At 34.5% G+C, this 21091-nt stretch carries 19 protein-coding genes and 1 pseudogene; 11 read left to right on the top strand and 9 right to left on the bottom strand.

Annotated features, from left to right (window positions below; all coding sequences use genetic code 11):
* Window positions 1-26: 26 nt before the first annotated feature.
* The 9 genes from gyrA to dnaA form a co-directional block, all read right to left on the bottom strand.
* Window positions 27-2480 (bottom strand): DNA gyrase subunit A, encoded by a 2454-nt coding sequence (gyrA, locus tag RDV78_04795; protein ID MDS1029822.1) that lies wholly within the window; start codon window positions 2478-2480, stop codon window positions 27-29.
* A 137-nt stretch (window positions 2481-2617) separates the two neighbouring features.
* The gene (locus RDV78_04800; protein ID MDS1029823.1) at window positions 2618-3616 is read right to left on the bottom strand and encodes an AIR synthase family protein; all 999 of its coding nucleotides are present in this window, start codon (window positions 3614-3616) and stop codon (window positions 2618-2620) included.
* Window positions 3603-4133 carry an ECF transporter S component gene (locus RDV78_04805; protein ID MDS1029824.1) on the bottom strand — a complete coding sequence of 177 codons (531 nt, stop codon included), beginning with the start codon at window positions 4131-4133 and terminating at the stop codon, window positions 3603-3605. The genes RDV78_04800 and RDV78_04805 overlap by 14 nt, the downstream gene beginning before the upstream one ends.
* Before the next feature lie 141 nt (window positions 4134-4274).
* Window positions 4275-5081: a divergent polysaccharide deacetylase family protein gene (locus tag RDV78_04810; protein MDS1029825.1), complete on the bottom strand. Its 807-nt coding sequence runs from the start codon at window positions 5079-5081 to the stop codon at window positions 4275-4277.
* A 413-nt stretch (window positions 5082-5494) separates the two neighbouring features.
* Entirely contained in the window at window positions 5495-7408 is a 1914-nt protein-coding gene (gene gyrB, locus RDV78_04815) for a DNA topoisomerase (ATP-hydrolyzing) subunit B (GenBank protein ID MDS1029826.1), read from the bottom strand.
* 61 nt (window positions 7409-7469) lie between these two features.
* On the bottom strand, window positions 7470-8600 hold the full coding sequence (gene recF, locus RDV78_04820; protein MDS1029827.1) for a DNA replication/repair protein RecF: 1131 nt from the start codon (window positions 8598-8600) through the stop codon (window positions 7470-7472).
* A 14-nt stretch (window positions 8601-8614) separates the two neighbouring features.
* Window positions 8615-8839, bottom strand: coding sequence for an RNA-binding S4 domain-containing protein (locus RDV78_04825; GenBank protein MDS1029828.1), 225 nt, complete (start codon window positions 8837-8839; stop codon window positions 8615-8617).
* Window positions 8840-8923: 84 nt separating this feature from the next.
* A complete protein-coding gene (gene dnaN, locus RDV78_04830; GenBank protein ID MDS1029829.1) occupies window positions 8924-10051 on the bottom strand; it encodes a DNA polymerase III subunit beta in 1128 nt (375 codons plus the stop codon).
* Window positions 10052-10211: 160 nt separating this feature from the next.
* Window positions 10212-11570 carry a chromosomal replication initiator protein DnaA gene (gene dnaA, locus RDV78_04835; GenBank protein MDS1029830.1) on the bottom strand — a complete coding sequence of 453 codons (1359 nt, stop codon included), beginning with the start codon at window positions 11568-11570 and terminating at the stop codon, window positions 10212-10214.
* A gap of 511 nt (window positions 11571-12081) precedes the next feature.
* Between dnaA and rpmH the strand changes: the two genes are divergently transcribed.
* From rpmH to RDV78_04890, 11 genes and pseudogenes are all read left to right on the top strand, one after another.
* The gene (gene rpmH / locus RDV78_04840) at window positions 12082-12216 is read left to right on the top strand and encodes a 50S ribosomal protein L34 (protein MDS1029831.1); all 135 of its coding nucleotides are present in this window, start codon (window positions 12082-12084) and stop codon (window positions 12214-12216) included.
* 129 nt (window positions 12217-12345) lie between these two features.
* Window positions 12346-12693: a ribonuclease P protein component gene (rnpA, locus tag RDV78_04845; protein ID MDS1029832.1), complete on the top strand. Its 348-nt coding sequence runs from the start codon at window positions 12346-12348 to the stop codon at window positions 12691-12693.
* A 25-nt stretch (window positions 12694-12718) separates the two neighbouring features.
* Entirely contained in the window at window positions 12719-12925 is a 207-nt protein-coding gene (yidD, locus tag RDV78_04850) for a membrane protein insertion efficiency factor YidD (GenBank protein ID MDS1029833.1), read from the top strand.
* 78 nt (window positions 12926-13003) lie between these two features.
* Entirely contained in the window at window positions 13004-13684 is a 681-nt protein-coding gene (locus RDV78_04855; protein MDS1029834.1) for a YidC/Oxa1 family membrane protein insertase, read from the top strand.
* Entirely contained in the window at window positions 13681-14322 is a 642-nt protein-coding gene (gene jag / locus RDV78_04860) for an RNA-binding cell elongation regulator Jag/EloR (GenBank protein ID MDS1029835.1), read from the top strand. Before RDV78_04855 ends, jag begins: the two co-directional genes overlap by 4 nt.
* A 103-nt stretch (window positions 14323-14425) precedes the next feature.
* Window positions 14426-15796: a tRNA uridine-5-carboxymethylaminomethyl(34) synthesis GTPase MnmE gene (gene mnmE / locus RDV78_04865; GenBank protein ID MDS1029836.1), complete on the top strand. Its 1371-nt coding sequence runs from the start codon at window positions 14426-14428 to the stop codon at window positions 15794-15796.
* Between the two features lie 13 nt (window positions 15797-15809).
* A complete protein-coding gene (mnmG, locus tag RDV78_04870; GenBank protein ID MDS1029837.1) occupies window positions 15810-17708 on the top strand; it encodes a tRNA uridine-5-carboxymethylaminomethyl(34) synthesis enzyme MnmG in 1899 nt (632 codons plus the stop codon).
* Window positions 17701-18420 (top strand): 16S rRNA (guanine(527)-N(7))-methyltransferase RsmG, encoded by a 720-nt coding sequence (rsmG, locus tag RDV78_04875; GenBank protein MDS1029838.1) that lies wholly within the window; start codon window positions 17701-17703, stop codon window positions 18418-18420. The genes mnmG and rsmG overlap by 8 nt, the downstream gene beginning before the upstream one ends.
* Window positions 18421-18681: 261 nt before the next feature.
* Window positions 18682-18993 (top strand): annotated as a pseudogene (locus RDV78_04880) (PadR family transcriptional regulator).
* A 427-nt stretch (window positions 18994-19420) separates the two neighbouring features.
* Window positions 19421-20182 (top strand): AAA family ATPase, encoded by a 762-nt coding sequence (locus tag RDV78_04885; GenBank protein ID MDS1029839.1) that lies wholly within the window; start codon window positions 19421-19423, stop codon window positions 20180-20182.
* Window positions 20175-21059, top strand: a complete 885-nt coding sequence (locus RDV78_04890; protein MDS1029840.1) for a ParB/RepB/Spo0J family partition protein — start codon at window positions 20175-20177, stop codon at window positions 21057-21059. Before RDV78_04885 ends, RDV78_04890 begins: the two co-directional genes overlap by 8 nt.
* Window positions 21060-21091 lie beyond the last annotated feature (32 nt).

Raw genomic sequence — 21091 nt, forward strand, 5'->3', positions numbered from 1 at the left:
GCCCCCATTTCTGAAATACAAAAATTCTATTCTTCTTCATCGCTTTCATCTTCATCTTGAGCTGCTACTTTAGCCGCAGCCACCACACCATCGTTTTCACTTAAACGCATAATAGTAACTCCTTGGGTTACCCTGCTTAAAGTAGATATTTCATCTACTTTAATGCGGATTATATTCCCCTCGTAGGTAATAACCATAATATCTTCATCAGGTTCAACTACCATCATCGCAACTAAATTACCATTGCGTTCAGTAGTTTTAATGGTGTAGACTCCTTTTCCTCCCCTAGATTGAGCTCTATATTCCTGAAGAGGAGTCCTTTTGCCAAAGCCATGTTCAGTAATCACCAGTAAATCAGCTCCATTTTTGGCACAGACCAAGCCTACAACCTCATCATTTCTTTGCAAACTTATACCTTTAACCCCTCTAGCAACTCTGCCCATACTTCGTACCTCTGCTTCGGAAAAGCGGATGGCCATACCTTTTTTAGTGCCTAAAATAATTTCTTGTTTTCCATCAGTTAGTCTAACGCCAATTAATTCATCATCGTCATCTAAATTTATAGCGATAATTCCATCTCGACGCGAAGTATCATAATCCTGCAAAACTGTCTTTTTAACAACACCATACTTTGTACCCATAATTAAATAGCCTTCGTCTGTAAAGCTTTTAACCGGAATAACTGCTGTAATTTTTTCACCCTTATTTAGATATAGTAAGTTGACTATAGCTATACCTTTGGCTTGACGGCCAGATTCAGGAATTTCATAAACCTTCAAACGATAGACCCTGCCCATGTTAGTAAAGAACAACAAATAGTGGTGAGTTGTAGTAATAAATAAATGTTCTACAAAATCCTCTTCTCTTGTGGTCATGGCAGTTACACCTTTGCCGCCCCGTTTTTGACTACGATATGTAGTAGCTGGCAGCCTCTTAATATAACCCCGATGGGTAATAGTAATAACTGCATTTTCTTCCGGAATTAAATCCTCTACGTCTAAAGATTGTTCCTCTGCTGTTATCTTTGTCTTGCGTTCGTCAGCAAATTTATTTTTAATTGCCAAAAGTTCATCTTTAATTATACCCATTAGTTTAGCTTCGCTAGCTAAAATTTCACTTAAGTAAGCAATAGTTTTTAATATTTCAGCGTATTCTTCTTCGATTTTTTCTCTTTCTAAGCCTGTCAAACGGTGTAAGCGCATATCTAAAATAGCATCTGCTTGTTTATCGCTTAGGCTAAAGTTTTTCATTAATGCTTCCTTAGCTGTTTCTCGATTGGCAGATTGCCGGATTGTTCTAATTACAGCATCCAAATTATTTAAAGCAATGCGCAAACCTTCTAAAATATGAGCTCTTGCTTGAGCCTTTCCTAAATCAAACTTTGTACGCTTAGTTACAACTTCTTTTTGGTGGTCTATATAATAAACTAAAACTTGTTTTAAATTTAAAATCTGAGGCCGCCCATCTACTAAAGCTAGCATAATTACCCCAAAGGTTTCCTGTAGTTGGGTATGTTTATATAACTGATTTAAAACAATTTTAGGCTGAACATCTCGACGAAGTTCAATAACAACCCGCAAACCATTACGATCCGATTCATCACGTAAATCCGTTATACCATCGATTTTTTTATCTCTTACTAATTCGGCTATTTTCTCAACTAATCTAGCTTTATTTACTTGGTAAGGTAATTCTGTAACAACAATTCTTTCCTTACCGTTATTCATTTCCTCAATTTGGGTTTTGCTTCTCATTTTAATAGTACCTTTGCCTGTACTATAGGCAGATTTAATGCCTGATTTTCCAATAATCAAACCTGCTGTTGGAAAATCAGGTCCTTTTATGTACTGCATTAATTCAGGGATAGTAATTTCTGGATTATCAATTAGTTTTATAATTCCTTCAATTACTTCACCCAAGTTGTGAGGTGGTATATTGGTAGCCATTCCCACAGCAATTCCAGATGATCCGTTAACCAAAAGATTAGGAAAGCGTGATGGTAAAACTTCTGGCTCTTCTAAAGAACCATCGTAATTCGGAGTAAAATTCACTGTATCTTTTTGAATATCACTTAATAATTCTAAAGCAATTCTAGACATTCTTGCTTCGGTATAACGCATAGCTGCTGCAGAGTCACCATCTACAGAGCCAAAATTTCCATGTCCATCAATTAATGGATATCTAGTAGAAAAATCTTGTACCATGCGCACCATGGTTTCATAAACAGCTGTATCACCATGAGGATGGTATTTTGCTAATACATCCCCTACAACCCAAGCTGATTTTTTGTGGGGCTTATCAGGGGTCATACCCCTTTCATACATTGAATATAAAATCCTGCGGTGCACAGGTTTTAAACCATCCCGAACATCAGGTAAAGCTCGTCCTACTATTACACTCATGGCGTAATCCATATATGATTTTTTCATTTCTTCTTCTATGTCTACAGGAAGTATTTTGCCATGAATATATTCTGCCATTATATCACCTCTCAAATAGAAACCCTTTTCACGCTGTATAATTATGTCTAATAATTCATTATAACCTATTTTAAGACTTTTTACCTAATAAAGAATATTTTTTGTAAAATAATCACAAAAAAAGGGCTATTTAGCCCTTAATTTCTTAGCATTCTTTGTTTAGCTGTCCAAAGTTCGTCACTTTCAGGCTTAGTAATAGTTACTCTTCTATTTTCCTGAATTAAGGTTTTACTTTTTTCCTCTATTGTTTTTCCGATGATGGAAGCATTTATTCCTTGCTTTTTTAATTCATGTAGAAGTTTTGGCCCATTTTGAGCAGCTATAAGCATTGAACCACTAGAGATTAATTTTAAGGGGTCAATTTGTAATTGAGCACAAATGGCTTTAGTTGCTGGTAGAATTGAAATTTCCTCAGCTTTAATTTCTACACCAACTTGTGATGCCTCAGCCAGCTCATAAACAGCTCCTAAAACACCACCTTCAGTCACATCATGCATGGCATGAACTTTTAAGGCTGCTGCAATTCTGCCCTCCGGTACAACGCTGATGCAGTTTATTAAATTTTCAGCTTCTTCAAGTATTGCTTCAGAAATCTTTTGGCTTAAAAACTCCCTATAATCTGCAGCCAATATACTTGTGCCTTCAATTCCTGCCCCTTTAGTTAAAATTAAATCATCCCCAGGCTTAGCTCCAGAAGTTGTAATTAAAGCTCCTTTTTTCACTTTGCCAATTGCTGTAGCACAGATAATATTTTGCTTTAAACCTAAAGTAAACTCTGTATGGCCACCTATTATTTCTATCTTAAGTTCCTTGGCAGCCTTGTGCGCTGATTCCATAATCATACTAACGTCTTGTTCAGTTGAATTCTCCGACATCAGTAGTGTTAACAAAACACCAATTGGCTCAGCACCATTAGAAACAATATCGTTACAGGAAACATGGACAGCCAGCCACCCATTGTTAGCTATAGCTCCAGTTATAGGATCTGAGGAAAAAACACAATTCCACTCTCCTAATTCAACTGCTGCTGAATCTTCACCAATTTTGGATCTTAAAACTACTTCAGGTCTTTCTATACCAGTATAAGGAAAAACTTGATGGATTAAAGCAGACGCATCTAATTTACCTGTCTTCATTATTTGATCCCCTAATTTCATCTCTAAGTGTAGCTATACTAGGTACAGATTTACGCAGCAGAGTCGTTAAAAGAAATGCCGTTACCACACCAATTCCACCCTGGATTAGATCACCAAATAATTCAATAGGTATAGCTGCTTTGCCATATAGAAAACCTGCAGTTACGGCATAACCAAAAACCATAAAAGAAACTCCAAATATAAGAGCAAATATATCTTTGACTTTATTATTCTCAGAAGCTTTGCCTACTAAATATCCTTCCATGCCATGAATGACAAAACTGGCCGGTGCCCACACAGAGTAACCTAATAATAAATCTGCAATGGAAGAACCTAAAGCACCAACCCAAAAACCACCTCGGGAGCCAAGAAGTAAGGCACTGGTTAAAATAACAGTTTCACCAAAATGAAAAACTAATTTTCCCCCAAATGCAGGCATACGGGCAAAATAAATTGCCATGACAGTTAAAGCTGATAAAATGGCAATATAAGTCATTTCTTTAATGCTAAATTTCAAATTAAACCCACCTTACTTTTAAATTGCCTTTATTGTATCGATACAATAGTTAAATATGTAATTAATTTAAAACATTATATATTATGAACTATGAAATGTCATCAAAAAAATGTTCTTTAATAACAGTTGGCAGACTGTTTTTCAATGTACTAGTTCTGATAAGTAAACAAATTTTATTCCTTCCTTCTCAAAAGTGGGAACCATTTGTTTAATTATTTCAGATGTAATTTTAGAACCAATCCCTACGTGACAAATCCCAATGGCACTGCCTTTTAATTGAGCAATTTCAGCCAAAAGCTCCAGCTGTTTTTTAATTTCAATTTTATTTTTAACATCATCTAAAAACACGTCTCGTTGAGCATAAGCTAGATTTAATTTTTGGGCTAAGGGAACAACTTTTGAATTTGGTGTTGTTAAGCTGTCTAAAACAAAATAACCTTTGGCTTTTGCCACTTCTAAGATAGGTTTAAGCATTTTTTCTTTGGAAGTAATTAATGAGCCCATATGGTTGTTAAAACCAACAGCATAGGGTATTTGAGCGAAATTTTTTGCAACTTGCTTTGCGATTTCACCTTTAGTCATCTTGGCTGTAATTCCTCCCGGTCCAAGCCAGCTTGGCTTGCCATTTACCGGTTCCATAGGTAAATGAACAATTACTTCATGACCACTATGGGCAGCAGCAATAGCATCCTGGCGGGAATAACTTAAATTAGGCATTACAGCACAAGTTAATGGTATATCTAAAGCTAAAAATTCTTTAATACCTTCCCGATTATATTGGCCAAAATCATCTACAACTAAAGCCACCTGAGCTTTTTTTTCGTTCAAGACATCTACATTTTTTACTTGTTTTTTAGAGTGATCTAAATTAAAAAGCAAACAACTAAGAACTGCTATACTAAATGAAACAAAGAGCACAGCTAATAACTTTTGATAAAATTTGGACATTGTGAAACTCCTTAGCATTTTTTCCTATACTTATTTTGTCCAAATTAAGGTATTAATTTTCTAATTTTTGAAAGTTCTTTCTTTTGCCAGCTAAAAAAAATCGAGTAAAGTAAAGCCGAAGTAATTTGCTTCGGCTTTATCCTTCTCACAGAACCGTACGTACGGGCCTCGTATCCGGCTCCTGATAAACTTCAGTCACTTCTCGCAGCAGGGAGACAAAACGCCGACATTGTATGTTTCCAAATCAATTAACCCTATTTCTTAAACCAACTGTTTGGTAAGGCCATACTTTTCAATGGGCTTGTGGAGTTACGCCGGGCGGTAGGGCTTCTTTCAGCCCATCGGCTCGGCAAACATGCCGGGCAAACTAAAAAGCAACTGGTTTTTTGACCAATTGCTTTTTTATTAATAAATTAAATATCAAGAACCCGGACTTCTTTCGCATGTTGGGTAATAAATTCTTTACGAGGCTCTACTTTATCACCCATGAGAATCGTAAATATCTCATTGGCCTTAATGGCATCTTCTAAAGAAACTTTTAGTAAGGTTCTAGTTTCTGGATTCATAGTAGTATCCCAAAGTTGATCAGCATTCATTTCTCCTAAGCCTTTATATCTTTGGATATTGTAGTTTTCTTTATCTATCTTTTCCAAGTATTTATTTAAATCTTCCTCGCTGTAGAAATAGTGTTGTTCTTTCCCTTTTTTACTCTTTAGCTGGAATAAAGGGGGCTGTGCTATAAAAACATACCCATTTTCAATTAAAGGTTTCATGTAGCGGTAAAAGAAAGTTAAGAGCAAAGTGCGAATATGGGAACCATCAACATCAGCATCTGTCATGATAACTGTTTTATGATATCTTAATTTCTCAATTGCGAAATCTTCCCCTACACCTGTTCCCAAAGCAGTAATCATTGCCCTGATTTCTTCGTTATTTAAAATTTTGTCTAGCCTAGCTTTTTCTACATTGAGGATTTTACCTCTTAAAGGCAATATAGCCTGATAACGCCGGTCTCGACCTGATTTGGCCGACCCTCCAGCTGAATCACCCTCCACCAAATAAAGCTCACTTTGCCCAGGATCTTTCACAGAGCAATCAGCTAATTTTCCAGGGAGGCCTGATATTTCTAAAGCATTTTTGCGGCGGGTCAATTCTCTTGCTTTTCTTGCTGCTTCCCTAGCTCGAGAGGCAGAAATTGATTTTTCAATAATTTTCTTAGCAATAGAGGGATTTTCCTCTAAATACTGACTTATTCCTTCACCTAATACCGAATCCACTATTCCCCTAACTTCACTATTGCCTAATTTAGTTTTTGTTTGACCTTCAAACTGAGGATCTATGATTTTGACACTAATTACGGCCGTTAATCCTTCTCTAATATCTTCACCTGATAAATTGCTTTCGTTACCTTTCAACAAATTATACTTTCGTGCATAATCATTGATTGCTCTAGTCAAGGCTGTTTTAAATCCTGATTCATGAGTACCACCTTCCGTGGTATGAATGTTATTAGCATAGGAAAAAATATTTTCTACATATCCATCAAAATACTGTAAAGCAATTTCTACTTCAATATTTTCTTTTTTGTCTTTTAAGTAAATTGGACGGTTATGGATTACATCCTTGTTTTTATTTAAACTTTTCACAAAATCGATAATGCCACCATCATGGAGATATTCTTCTTGTTTGCCATCGCGTTCATCTTTCAAAATAATTTTGACACCTTTATTTAAAAAAGAAAGTTCCTTCAGCCGATAAGCTAAGGTGTCGAAATCATAAACTAAATCCTCAAATATTTCCTTATCTGGCTTGAAAGAAATTTGGGTTCCAGTCCCTTTGGATTTACCGATTACTTTTAATTGGGAAACAGGATTTCCCCGTTCATAACGTTGAAAATAAATTTCGTTATTTCTTTTTACCTTTACTTCTAACCATTCGCTGAGTGCATTGACAACGGACATTCCAACCCCATGTAAACCGCCGGATACTTTATAGCCATTTCCCCCAAATTTACCGCCAGCATGAAGTACTGTTAAGGCTACTTCAACAGCCGGTTTACCCATCTTAGGATGAATATCCACAGGTATGCCTCGTCCGTTATCACTTGCGGTAATGCTGTTGTCTGGATTAATTACAACTTCGATTCTATTGCAAAAACCGGCTAGTGCCTCATCAATACTATTGTCAACTATTTCGTAAACTAAATGGTGCAAACCTCGGGAACTGGTGCTGCCAATATACATACCTGGCCTTTTACGAACTGCCTCCAAGCCTTCAAGGACTTGAATTTGACTAGCATCATAATTTGTTTCCATGGGCTCTGTCATTTTCATTACTCCTAACTATTGCATTCTATTTTTTTCCTTTGCCATAAGGTATGGGCATTTCCTAACTTTCTAAAGCAGGCAATTTTTGCAGTTTTCCACCGCTGATTTCAGCTATTGCTGCTTTAGCTAAAGTTTCCTGATTTAAAAATTCTAGGTCAGTACAAGTAATAAAAGTTTGAATTTTTTTACTTACCATGGATAATAGTTGTTCTCTCCGATTTTTATCCAACTCAGATAATACATCATCTAAAAGAAGTACAGGATATTCGCCACTTTCTGCAAACATAAACTCTAACTCGGCTATTTTTAAACTCAAGGCAACTGTCCTTTGTTGACCTTGAGAACCAAATACATTGGCATTTAAGCCATTGATTTTAAGTTCAAAATCATCCCTTTGGGGGCCAATAGTAGTATAGCCTTTAATTGTATCTTCTTTTTGGAACTTTTGTAAGTTCTCTAAAAAAATTTTTTCAAGGTTGTGGCTGCCTATTTGCTCAATATTTTGGCAAATAGTAGATTTATAAATAATTTCTAATTCCTCTTGGCCACTAGTTAAACGGCGATGGGCAAGCCTTGCTAAAGGTTTAATTTTCTGCAGCATTTCTAATCTTTTAGAAATCAACCAAGCACCACTTTTAGCAAGTTGACTTTCCCAAACATCTAAACTCCCAGTGTCTGATTTTCCTAATTTTATATTTTTTAATAAATTATTACGCTGCAGGAGAATTTTACGATATTGTAAAAGATAATGGTAGTAAGATGGGCTTACTTGTATTATTTCATTGTCTAAATACCTTCTGCGTAAAGCTGGAGTACCTTTAACAATAAATAAATCATCTGGTGAAAATAAAACAACATTAAACAGTCCAATAATATCTGTAACTTTATTACTTTTTGTCCCGTTAACTTCCAGCTCTTTCTTTTTATTTTTCAGACTGTAGCGAAGCTGAAAAACAGAATTTTTGGTTCCTACTTCCGCTTTAATTTGAAAAAAGTCACTTCCCCATTTAATCAGTTCCAAATCATTTGGATAACGTCCGGAATGGGCAGAGCTTAAGTAATAAATGGCTTCTAAAAGGTTACTTTTTCCTTGAGCATTTTTCCCTACTAGAATATTTAATTTATGAGTAACATAATATTTAAGATTAGTATAATTTGTGAAATTTTGCAAATCTAGAGATTGAAGATACATTTAATTCACTACCTCTATGATTTAAAAACAACTTGATATTTTTCTTTTTTTACCTCAACTATATCTCCATTCAGGAGTTTTTTTCCTTTTTGCATTTCAATTTTATTGTTAACTTTGATTTGACCGGAACTAATTAAAATTTTAGCTTCTCCGCCTGTTGCAGCTATGGCAGCCCATTTTAAAAACTGATCAAGTTTAATGCTTGGAGTATTGATTGCAATTTCCTGATATTTTTCCACTTTAAAAACCTCCCACTACTTAAAAAGGGACTATACTCCAATATTTTAGTGAGCTTTGTCCCTTAGTTCTGATTGCTTTTAACCTTATGCTAAGCGAACAGGAAGAACTAAAAATAAATAATTATTATTGTCTGTAGGTTTTATTACACCTGCACTTAAGGCTCCTTTAAGGTTTAAGTATATTTCTTCCTGATCCATAACGCGCAGTACATCAATTAAATATTTGGCATTAAAAGCAATTTCAATTTCCTCTCCGTTTAGATAAATAGGTATTTCTTCGTGAATTTTACCAATTTCTGCAGATTGAGAGGATATAGTCAGAGTATTCCCTTGAGCATTTAATTTAATAACATTTGATCTAGTTTTTAAGTCATCTTTAGAAAGTAGTGCAGCCCTTTCTAAAGAATCTCGGAATCCCTTGGTTAAAACCCGGATTTGAGAGGTAAATTCCTTAGGAATAACTTCTTGGTACTCTGGGAATTGTCCTTCAATAAGCCTAGAAATTAACATTACATTTTGCGTTTTAAAGAGAGTCAGTTTTTCTGCAATTTGTATTTCTAAAATCTCTTCCTCTGGCCGGATAATTCTACTTAATTCATTTAAAGCACGGCTAGGAATAATTAAAGATAAATTAAGGTTCTCAGCTGACTCATTATTAAAATTAACTTGTCTATAAGCTAAGCGGTGGGTATCTGTGGCTACAAGATTAATAAATCCCCGTTCCGTAATTTCCAATAAAATTCCGGTAAAAATGGGACGTGATGCATCGCTGGAAGCAGCAATAGAAACAAACTTAATAGCATTTACTAATAGTTCAGGATTAACTTGTAAATTATATAAACCTTCAATTTTAGGAAGTACAGGATATTCTTTATGATCATAAGTATTAAGCTCTACTTCAGAAGTGCCGTAAGTTATCTTAAAAAGATTTGAATCTTCCTTATTTTCTAAAGTTATTTCCATATTAGGAAGTTTCCTAACTATTTCTGCAAAATATTTAGCTGGTAATACTGTAGTTCCTTCTTCAATCACCTCTACAGCTACTGAATATTCAATTCCTATTTCTAAATCTGTTGCTCTTAAGTACAGTAAACCATTTTGAGCTGACAGATATATACCGTTAAGTATAGGTAAAGTACTTTTACTGGAAATAGCTCTTTGTACAACTTGTACACCGGCTAGGAGTTCGTCTTGCCTAATGTTTATTTTCATTTTTATCCTCCCAAATCCGTATTATTTTTTATATTAAAATTTAGTAGTATTAGTAATAGAGGTTGTGAATATGTGTATAGTTTAAATTATTGAAGATAAACACGAGCCTATAGAATGTGCATAAGCCTGTGGATTAATAACTAGAATAATACACAACTTGTTAATTAGATTTTATTTGAGTTACTAGTAAATTGATAGTTTCTTCTAAGGAACGACTATTTTTTAACTCTTTGGAAATTTTATCGTAGGCGTGCATTACCGTAGTATGGTCTCTTCCGCCAAATTCTTGTCCAATTTGAGGCAGTGAATTATCTGTCATCTCTCTAATTAAATACATAGCTATTTGCCTTGGAAAAGCTACGTTTTTTGTTCTCTTTTTAGCCTTTAAATCTTCAACCTTTAAATTAAAATGACTTGCTACTTTTTCTTGAATTCTTTCAATGGTTATCTCTGGAGGCTTATTTGGTGAAATAAGGTCTCTTAATGCTTCATCTACAATATCCTCATTGTAAGTTTTTTTAGTAATATTAGCGTAAGCAGCAACTCGGATTAAGGCCCCTTCTAATTCTCTAATATTTGATTGAATTTTTTCGGCAATAGAAGCCATAACGTTATTAGGAACTTGCAAATTCTCCGATAAGGCTTTTTTTCTTAAAATAGCAATTCTTGTCTCAAAATCAGGTGGTTGAATATCAGTAATTAAACCCCATTCAAAGCGTGAGCGTAAACGATCTTCTAAAGTAGGAATTTCTTTAGGTGGGCGATCACTAGATATTACAATTTGTTTATTAGCATCATGTAAAGCGTTGAAGGTGTGGAAAAATTCTTCTTGAGTTCTTTCTTTTTTGGCTAGAAATTGTATATCATCAATTAAAAGTACATCAATATTTCTGTATTTATTTCTAAATTCCACTGTTTGCCCATCTTGAATAGAGTTAATTAACTCATTTGTAAATTTTTCCGAAGAAACATAAAGCACTTTAGTGTTATTTGAGTTTTCTATAACATAATGACCAATGGCATGCATTAAGTGAGTTTTGCCTAAACCTACCCCACCATAAATAAATAGAGGATTATAAGTTTTTGCAGGTGTCTCAGCTACTGCTAAAGAAGCAGCATGGGCAAATCTATTACTATTTCCTATAACAAAAGATTCAAAAGTATATTTTGAATTTAGATGAGGGGATTCTAAAGAAAAATTAATATTTTCTATTGTGGACTGGGAATTTTTATTTTTATATTGACCTTTTTCGCTATGTTGTAGATATTCCTTAGCTGAAGGTAATACAAAATTCAATTCTATGTCCTGATCAACAATTAATTGAATAGTATTTTTAATTAAGTTGTAATATCTGTCTTTGAGCCAGTCTTTAGCAAATTCGTTCGGCACTCCAATGGTGGCTTTATGTTCATCAAGATCTAATAATTGAGTTGATTTAAGCCATGTTTCAAAGCTAGGTTTGCTTAGTTCATTTTCTAAAATATCAAGTGTTTTGCCCCATATTTCATCTAAATCCATTCAAAATACCCTCCATGTTCTAAAGACTAGTTATCCACAAGTTTTAAGGTCCAAACTTGTGGATAGAAAAAACTAAGTCTTTAATATATTTAGTTATCTACAGCTGTTTAGTAAATTTTAAAAGAAAAATATGAATTATTTCTTGCAGTAAATAAAAATTAAAAACTACCAAAGTATTGCTAAATCAATGTTTTTCAGAGTTTATTATTCTAAGAAAAGCTAATAGAAACAAAAAAAAATGCCCCACATCAATTAAATTATGTAAAGAAAAATTGCAATCTTATCATAACAAAAACTATCCACAACTTCAATAATCTTTTCCACAAGAAATATATCCACAATGCAAAATTATACACAATGTGGATAAGTTGATTTAATATAATTACTAATTATAAATAATTAGTGAACTTGACAAAGAAAATAAATATGCTTATAATTCTGTTAATATGTCTATGAAGTATACTAAATGAAAATCTAAAATAGATTAGGAATTTGGATTGGAGGGTAGAAGATGAAAAGAACATATCAACCTAAAAATAGAAAACATAAAAGAGTTCACGGTTTTTTAAGCAGGATGAGTACTCCTGGTGGAAAAAATGTAATTAGAAGAAGACGCTTAAAAGGGAGAAAGAAATTATCAGCATAAGGCCGCCGTCGTGGCCTTTTATATTTTTTAAGACTATTTTTTGCTGAAGCTGTTTATAATAGGAAATACAAAGTTAATAGGATAAATTTTACATAAATATGTTCTATGGCTTGATTGCGAGGTATTTTCTTGTTAAAAAGGGATTTCCGGTTAAAAAAAAATAAGGATTATAAAATTACATACAATAAGGGGAAGTATCTGACTGGCCAATACGTAATTATGTATTATTTAAAAAATGGTTTAAGTGTTAATAAATTTGGTTTTTCTATTTCGAAAAAAGTTGGTAAGGCAGTTGTAAGAAATAAAATTAAGCGCAGGTTAAGAGAATGCTGTAGGCTAAACAATTCTAGGCTTGCCCAAGGGTATAACATTATTTTTGTTGCCCGGTCTAAAATTAAAGGAATTAAATACGTTTTAGTCGAAGAAGAAATTATTAATTTGCTTTCTAAAGCTAATTTATTAAAGCAAAATTCTTAATTTTTGTGCTATTTTAGGAGGCAGTATGAGCAAAATATTTGTTAAATTGATTAGAATATATCAAAAATTTTTCTCTCCACTGTTTCCTAGAAGGTGTAGATTTTATCCTACATGTTCTCAATATGCAATTGAAGTTTTCGAAAAGTACGGTTTTTTTAGGGGTTTTTTTAAAACCTTTTGGAGAATAATACGCTGCAATCCTTTTTTTCCAGGAGGTTATGACCCTTCATAAAGTAGAAAAAGTTAAATAAGGGGTTTATAATAAAATAAGGAGGTGAAACCTGTCTTTTATTTATAAGGCAGGGGCTATTTGTCGATTTTGGTCAATTTTATTTCCGATAGTATTCAGTTTTTTTATAATATTACCGCTATATCTGGTATACCTAACTATGGATTTGCTATTATTTTGTTTACAGTTTTTATTAAACTGCTTTTGTTTCCTTTAACATCTATTCAAGTCAAATCCATGAGGGCAATGCAAGAGTTACAGCCAAAGCTTAAGGAAATACAAACTAAGTATAAAAATGATCAACAAAAAGCACAGCAAGCTATGATGGAATTGTACCAGAAAAACAAAGTAAATCCTTTTTCTGGCTGCTTACCTTTATTAGTACAAATGCCGATATTATTTGCTTTATTTACTGCTTTACGTACTTTTTTTGATCCAAAATTACACCCAGCTTATGTAAACTTAGAACATGCTACTTTTTTCTGGATACCTAACTTAGGAGTTCCGGACCCATTATATATATTACCAATTTTGGCGGCTGTTTTTACATTTGTCCAACAAAAGGCTAGTACTCCTAATAATACAGATCCGACACAAAAGACTATGTTGTACATAATGCCACTATTTATGGGTTGGATTGCAAAAAGTTTTGCATCTGGTTTGGCTCTATACTGGGTAGTTTATAGTATTGTTAGTGCTTTAGAGCAATTTTTGCTTAAAAAACAGCGAATTGTTGCCAAGGAGGAAGTTGCTGAAAGATGAGGAGTGTTGAGATTACTGCTAAGACAGTCGAAGAAGCAGTGGAAACAGCCTTAAAAGAGCTTAAAGTTAAGCAAGAAGATGTCAAGGTAGAAGTTTTAGAGGAGCCTAGCAAAGGTTTGTTTGGAATTATAGGCTGTAGAATGGCTAAGGTCAGAATAACTATGGAAGATAAGCCGAGCCAGGTAGCTTTAGATTTTTTAAACAAAGTCTTTGCAGAAATGGACTTAGAAGTTAATGTGGAAATAAAAGAAACTAATGATACACTAGCAATTACTTTTAGCGGACCCCAACTTGGTATTTTAATTGGGCGACGTGGAGAAACCCTTGATGCATTACAATATTTAACTAATTTAGCAGTCAATCATAAATTTGAGCGTAGGATCCATGTGCTGCTGGATGTGGAGGGATACCGTAAACGCCGGGAACAAACTTTAATAAATTTAGCACAGCGTCTTTCTGAAAAAGTTAAACGTACGGGTAAAAATGTTGTTTTAGAACCTATGAATTCCCATGAAAGACGTATTATCCATACCACATTACAAAATGACAATTATGTACAGACTTATAGTGAAGGGCAAGAACCTTATCGAAAGGTAGTTATCTCTTTAAAAAATAAGGTAAGCCAAGAAAGTATATAATACCGAATTTTTGTTTAACCTGGTAATATTTAATTACTAGGTTTTTTTATATTAGCGAATTTAGGTTATACTTTATGATAGATGAATTTTTGAGGTGAATTTTATGGACGAGACCATTGCTGCCATCGCAACCCCTCCAGGTGAGGGAGGTATAGGTATTGTCAGAATAAGCGGTGCCGACGCGATTGCACTGATAGATAAAATTTTTGTTCCAAAATACCAAAATGATTGGCAAAAAAAATTGTCACACCATCTTTATTTGGGATATATTCAGGATGGCGAAAAAATAATCGATGAAGTTCTAGTAGCTGTAATGAAAGGCCCTAAAAGCTTTACCAAAGAAGATGTAGTTGAAATAAATTGCCATGGCGGCTACCTTCCTCTTAGGCTGACTTTAGAGTTGGTTCTACAATCAGGGGCTCGTTTGGCTGAACCGGGGGAATTTAGCAAAAGAGCTTTTTTAAATGGTAGGCTGGATTTGGCACAAGCAGAAGCAATTATAGATGTTATTCATGCCAACAGCCGTAAAGGTTTAGAAACTGCTATTAATCAACTTGAAGGAAAATTATCACAAAAAATAACTGCTTTACGTCAGGAAATACTAGGGATTTTAGCGTTCCTTGAAGCAGCTATTGATTTTCCGGAAGATGAAATTGAGGCTTTAAGCCATAAGCAAATAGAAGCAAAACTAAGCAGTATTAAAAGCACTATCCGTACTTTAATTAAAAGTTATAATACAGGTAAAGTATATAGAGACGGAATTAGGACAGTAATTGTAGGCAGGCCTAATGTGGGCAAATCAAGTTTATTAAATGCTTTATTAAAAGAAAATAGGGCAATTGTGACTGATATTCCCGGAACAACTAGGGATATTATTGAGGAATTTATTAACTTAGGCGGTGTGTCCTTAAAAATTGTGGATACGGCAGGAATAAGGTCCACAGAAGACATTGTGGAAAAAATCGGGGTGGAAAAAAGCTTAGCTGCTATGGAAGAAGCTGATTTAGTACTTGTTATGGCAGATGCGGTTCAAGGACTTACTAAAGAAGATCAGGAAATTTTAGAGCTAGTGCAAAGGGCGGAGAAAAAGTATTTATTATTAATTAATAAAATAGATTTAGTTGAAGAAGCAGTATTGGAGTTAGAAAAATACAAAGATAATGTGCTGTTTATTTCGGCAAAAGAAGAATTAGGTTTAGAAGAATTAGGTCAGGCTGTCCAAGCTTTGTTTCAAGAAGGGCAAATTGCCATTAGTAATGATTTGCTTGTTACTAAATTAAGACATTATGAAGCTTTAGTGCGGACAGAAAAGCATATAGCAGAAACAGAGCAAGCTTTAAAAAAAAATTTACCAGAGGAATTTTTAGCAATCGATTTACGTGCTGCTTGGGAAATTTTAGGTGAAATTACTGGTGGAACAGTAACAGAGGATTTAGTAGAACGTATTTTTGCAGATTTTTGCATTGGGAAATAGGAGCTGATTGGAATTGGAGACTTATTTGGCAGGTAGTTATGAAGTTATTGTTATTGGAGGTGGACATGCTGGCTGTGAAGCTGCCCTGGCAGCAGCTAGAATGGGTTGCAAAACGCTACTTTTAACCTTAAATATCGATAACATAGCTTTAATGCCCTGTAATCCTGCAGTAGGGGGGCCTGGAAAAGGGCATCTAGTGCGAGAAATTGATGCTTTAGGCGGGCAAATGGGGATTAATACTGACTTAACATATATCCAAGTTAGAAAATTAAACACTGCGAAAGGTCCTGCAGTTCATGCTTTAAGGGCTCAGTCCGATAAAAAGCTTTATCAGATGGAAATGATTAGAACTTTAGAAAGACAGGAAAATTTAACAGTTAAACAAGCTATGGCTGAAAAGATTTTAATTTCCGATCAGGGACAAGTAGAAGGGGTAGTAACTCAAACAGGTGCTAGTTTTGCCGCCCAAGCAGTTATCTTAACATCGGGAACATATTTAGTCAGCAGAATTATCATTGGCGACGTGAATTACAGCGGCGGCCCCAATGGGCAGCAGTCTGTTCCTAATTTATCAAGAAGTTTAAAGGAAATAGGATTAGAGCTAGGCAGATTTAAAACAGGGACGCCTCCTCGGGTAGATAGGAAAAGTGTTGATTTTAGCAAATTAATTGAACAGCCAGGTGATGACAATCCTCTTTACTTTTCTTTTACTAGCCGGGATTTAAAACGACCCAGCATTTCATGCTGGTTAACCTATACTAATGAGAAAACTCATCAGATAATCAAAGATAATTTGCATAGAGCCCCTTTATACAGCGGTGTCATTGAAAGCGTAGGACCAAGGTATTGTCCTTCTATTGAAAGTAAAATTGTTAATTTTGCTGATAAACCTAGCCACCAAATTTTCTTAGAACCAGAAGGACAATTTACAACAGAAATGTATGTACAAGGTTTATCAACTAGTTTGCCAGAAGATGTGCAGGTGGCAATGCTTCATAGCATTCCAGGTTTGGAAAATGTGGAAATGCTTAGACCAGGTTACGCTATTGAATATGATTACGTTGTGCCGACACAATTAAAGTTGTCTTTAGAGTGTAAAAAAGTATCGGGTCTTTTTACTGCCGGTCAAATTAATGGGACCTCTGGTTATGAAGAAGCGGCAGCTCAAGGAATAATTGCTGGCATCAATGCAGTATTAAAAATTAGAGGGGAAGAACCTTTTATTCTTAAACGCTCCGAAAGTTATATTGGAGTCTTAATCGATGATTTAGTAACAAAAGGCACCAACGAGCCCTACCGGATTATGACTTCCCGTGCCGAATATAGATTAATTTTAAGAGAAGATAATGCTGATTTACGTTTAACACCTTATGGGTATAAATTAGGATTAATTAGTGCAGAGCGCTATGCTCAATTTACTGCTAAAAGAGAGCAAATTGACAAAGAAATTCAACGTCTGGCTAGGACTACAGTAGCTCCAAGTGATGAGATATTGAAAAAATATTTAGTGCAGGCCAATAGCACCCCTTTAAAAACTGGTGCCACTCTTCTTGATTTATTGCGCAGACCAGAAGTTAAATATGAAGAATTAGCTGCTTTATATAGTCCGGAAGTACCTTTAACGGAAGCAGCTGCTGAACAGGTAGATATTCAAATTAAATATGAAGGTTACATTAAAAAACAAATGTCCCAAGTGGAAAGGTTTAATAAATTAGAAAATAAAAAACTTCCTGAAGGAATAGATTATGCCAAAATTTTAGGTCTATCTAGGGAAGCACAGGAAAAGTTAAATGCAATCAAACCTGAATCCCTGGGGCAAGCATCAAGAATTTCCGGAGTATCACCAGCTGATATTAATGTACTTCTCATTTATCTTGAACAGCAACGGAGACAAGGAGCAAAAAATGAATAGTTGGGATTTGCTTCAGTCTAAACTGAAGAAAGAGGAAATTTTATTAAAGGAAGATCAACTAGAAAAATTACAGCAATTTATGACTTTGCTGCAAGAGTGGAATAAAGTGATGAATTTAACTGCTATTAAAGATGAAGCAGGAATTATCAGCAAACATTTTATAGATTCTTTGCTTTATGCTAAAAATGCTGGTGTACTTAATGTAAATAAGGTACTTGATTTAGGGACAGGAGCAGGTTTTCCAGGTATTCCATTGAAAATTTGGCAGCCTGATTTACCTATTACTTTAGTAGACTCTTTGCGTAAGAGAATTAATTTTTTAGCTGAGGTTATTAAAATTTTGGATTTAAAGAACATAGAGCTGGTTCATGGAAGAGCGGAAGACATAGGCAAAAATGATGATTATCGAGAAAAGTATGACTTAGTTTTATCTAGGGCAGTTGCTTCACTACCTGTTTTAGTTGAATATTGTTTACCCTTAGTTAAAGTTGGTGGGAAATTTGCGGCGGCTAAAGGACCAGATTATGATCATGAATTGGCTGAGGGAAAAAATGCTGTAAAAATTTTAGGTGGAGAATTAAAGAAAGTATTCTTTTACACTTTGCCTCCAACTGAAGATCAAAGGAGTGTACTATTGTTTAAAAAAGTTGCCCTTACCCCTGCCAAATACCCAAGGAAAGCCGGGCAGCCTGAAAAAAGTCCTTTAAAATAATAAATAAAATTGTTTCACGTGAAACATTTAGTTACCCTCCACAGGGTGATAACCTCCTTTTTGGAGGTTTCAGACTGAAGACAAATTCTTATTAGCTTCCATGTATTATGGAGCTGGACTTGTTTTGCTCCATAATACATGGGAGCTTTGTCTACAAACTGTAAACTCCTTTGAGTTTTTTTATTTAAACGCTACTAGACAATACATAGTAGCTGAAGATATATTATATATACTATTATGTAATACAAAGTAGGTAATTATTTGGCTAATGTCACGCAAATACTAAAGGGATTACTTGAAGGTTGCATATTAAAAATTGTTAGTAGAAATGAGACTTATAGTTATGAGATATGTGAAAGATGAATAGAATATGGATTTCAAGAGGTTTCCGAAGGTAGTGTATATCCTATACTTATATGACTGGAGAAGAAAAAGTTACTATACTCTGTTATGAAAGAGTCTCCTTTAGGGCCTAGGAGAAAATACTACTATCTCACGGAAGAGGGGAAAAATGAATTAGAAGATTTTATGTCATCCTGGAATAAGATTAAAAAAAATATTGATAGAGTAATGGGGGATAAGTATAAAAGCATAACTTCATACATCCAAAATAGTAACTTACGGAGGATAGAAAAGGAAGAAATACTCCAGCAAGTTATTGATATAATGTTACAAGCACAATTTGAAGGCAAAGTATTCATTTCCACTACTTAAGGAAATTGGCTATAGAGTTTATATTAGAAAGAAGTGCTTAATTAAAGATTATAAGGTAGTAGGTATTTCAATAAAATATGTTTACTATAAGATGCAGAGGACACTTAAATCGTCAGCGGGACCTCTGCTATTTTATTGCCATTTCTCAGTCAAGTGTCGTGCACCCTATTTTTAAATTGTTTCACGTGAAACATTTATATTTTTGCAGGAACTGCTTATGAGTTGTTGAATATGTTAAATGATACCCATTAAATTAGATGTAAAAAGTATGATGGTGGTGTAAATAATGGGAAAAATTATTGCAATTGCTAATCAAAAAGGTGGGGTTGCAAAAACAACAACTGCTGTGAACCTAGGAGCATGTTTAGCCTATCAAGGGAAAAAAGTTTTAGTTGTAGATATAGACCCTCAAGGTAATGCTAGCAGCGGATTAGGTGTTAATAGGGATGAACTTCAACACTGCATTTATGATGTCCTAATTAATGGTGCATCTGTGAGAAGTGTAAAGCATGCAACTGCCATTGAAGGTTTAGATGTTGTTCCTGCAACTATTCAACTAGCCGGGGCGGAGATTGAACTTGTGTCTGCAATTTCCAGGGAATCAAAATTAAAAAAATCGTTAGAACCCCAAAGGGAAAATTACGAATATATACTGATTGATTGCCCTCCATCTCTGGGGCTTTTAACTCTAAATGCCTTAACGGCTGCCGATAGTGTTTTAATACCTATTCAATGTGAATATTATGCTCTGGAAGGTTTAGGACAATTGATGAATACAATTCAATTAGTTCAAAAACATCTTAATCCGGATTTAGACCTTGAAGGCGTAGTTTTAACTATGTTTGATGCTCGGACAAATCTTTCTATTCAAGTTGTTGACGAGGTCAAAACACATTTTCAAGGAAAAGTTTTTAGCAGCATTGTTCCAAGAAATGTACGCTTAAGTGAAGCACCTAGTCATGGTAAGCCAATTATTTTATATGATCCTCGCTCAAGGGGCGCTGAAGTATATCAAGAACTGGCCAAGGAAGTGATGGAAGTTGGCTAAAAAGGGGTTAGGTAGAGGATTAGGTGCTTTAATACCTACCTCAGTAGATAACGATGAAGAATTAGACGAAAAAAACAGTTCTCAAATTTTGGAATTAGATATTAAGGAAATTATGCCAAACAAGTTTCAACCACGCAGAGACTTTAATCAATCTGCTTTGGAAGAATTAGCCTTATCTATTAAAGAGCATGGAGTGGTACAGCCCATAGTTGTGCGCAAAAAAAATAATAAGTACGAATTAGTAGCTGGCGAAAGAAGATGGAGAGCTAGTCAAATTGCTGGCTTAAAAACAATACCAGCTGTCATAAAAGATTATTCTGAGCAAGAAATTACGGAAATAGCTTTAATTGAAAATATTCAAAGGGAAGATTTAAACCCTATTGAGGAAGCATGGGCTTATAAAGTATTATTGGAAGAATTTAATTTAACCCAAGAAGAATTAGCTCAAAAGGTTGCTAAAAGTAGGTCTTACTTGGCAAATTCTCTGCGGTTACTAAATTTACCGGAAAAAATTAAAGAGTTTGTCATTGATGGTAAAATATCTACAGGTCATGCCAGAGCCCTTTTAATATTGCCTGAAGCAGGACAAATCAAATTGGCAGAAAAAATAGTGTCGGAAGGTTTAACTGTCCGAGATACGGAAAAATTAGTTAAAAGTGTTCAGTTATTAAATGCAGAGCAGCATGAAGAAAAACCTAAAAAAAATAACAACAGGCAAAATTATGATCCGGAAATAGCTGCTTTAGAAGAAAAATTGAAACAGTTTTTTAGCACTAAAGTCAATTTAATCCATAAACATAAAAAAGGCAAAATAGAAATAGAGTATTATAATAAAGAAGATCTTAATCGAATTCTAGAACTTTTACAGATTCTTTAATGTTTCACGTGAAACAACCAAAAATAGGTAAA

The organism is Bacillota bacterium LX-D (assembly GCA_031628995.1).
Taxonomy (GTDB): Bacteria; Bacillota; DUOV01; order DUOV01; family Zhaonellaceae; genus JAVLUO01.

Excerpts from the sequence above, each read along its gene's own strand:
- gyrA (MDS1029822.1), bottom strand. The coding sequence starts at position 2,480 with ATGGCAGAATATATTCATGGCAAAATACTTCCTGTAGACATAGAAGAA.
- RDV78_04800 (MDS1029823.1), bottom strand. The coding sequence starts at position 3,616 with ATGAAGACAGGTAAATTAGATGCGTCTGCTTTAATCCATCAAGTTTTT.
- RDV78_04810 (MDS1029825.1), bottom strand. The coding sequence starts at position 5,081 with ATGTCCAAATTTTATCAAAAGTTATTAGCTGTGCTCTTTGTTTCATTT.
- gyrB (MDS1029826.1), bottom strand. The coding sequence starts at position 7,408 with ATGACAGAGCCCATGGAAACAAATTATGATGCTAGTCAAATTCAAGTC.
- recF (MDS1029827.1), bottom strand. The coding sequence starts at position 8,600 with ATGTATCTTCAATCTCTAGATTTGCAAAATTTCACAAATTATACTAAT.
- dnaN (MDS1029829.1), bottom strand. The coding sequence starts at position 10,051 with ATGAAAATAAACATTAGGCAAGACGAACTCCTAGCCGGTGTACAAGTT.
- dnaA (MDS1029830.1), bottom strand. The coding sequence starts at position 11,570 with ATGGATTTAGATGAAATATGGGGCAAAACACTTGATATTTTAGAAAAT.
- rpmH (MDS1029831.1), top strand. The coding sequence starts at position 12,082 with ATGAAAAGAACATATCAACCTAAAAATAGAAAACATAAAAGAGTTCAC.
- yidD (MDS1029833.1), top strand. The coding sequence starts at position 12,719 with ATGAGCAAAATATTTGTTAAATTGATTAGAATATATCAAAAATTTTTC.
- jag (MDS1029835.1), top strand. The coding sequence starts at position 13,681 with ATGAGGAGTGTTGAGATTACTGCTAAGACAGTCGAAGAAGCAGTGGAA.
- mnmE (MDS1029836.1), top strand. The coding sequence starts at position 14,426 with ATGGACGAGACCATTGCTGCCATCGCAACCCCTCCAGGTGAGGGAGGT.
- rsmG (MDS1029838.1), top strand. The coding sequence starts at position 17,701 with ATGAATAGTTGGGATTTGCTTCAGTCTAAACTGAAGAAAGAGGAAATT.
- RDV78_04885 (MDS1029839.1), top strand. The coding sequence starts at position 19,421 with ATGGGAAAAATTATTGCAATTGCTAATCAAAAAGGTGGGGTTGCAAAA.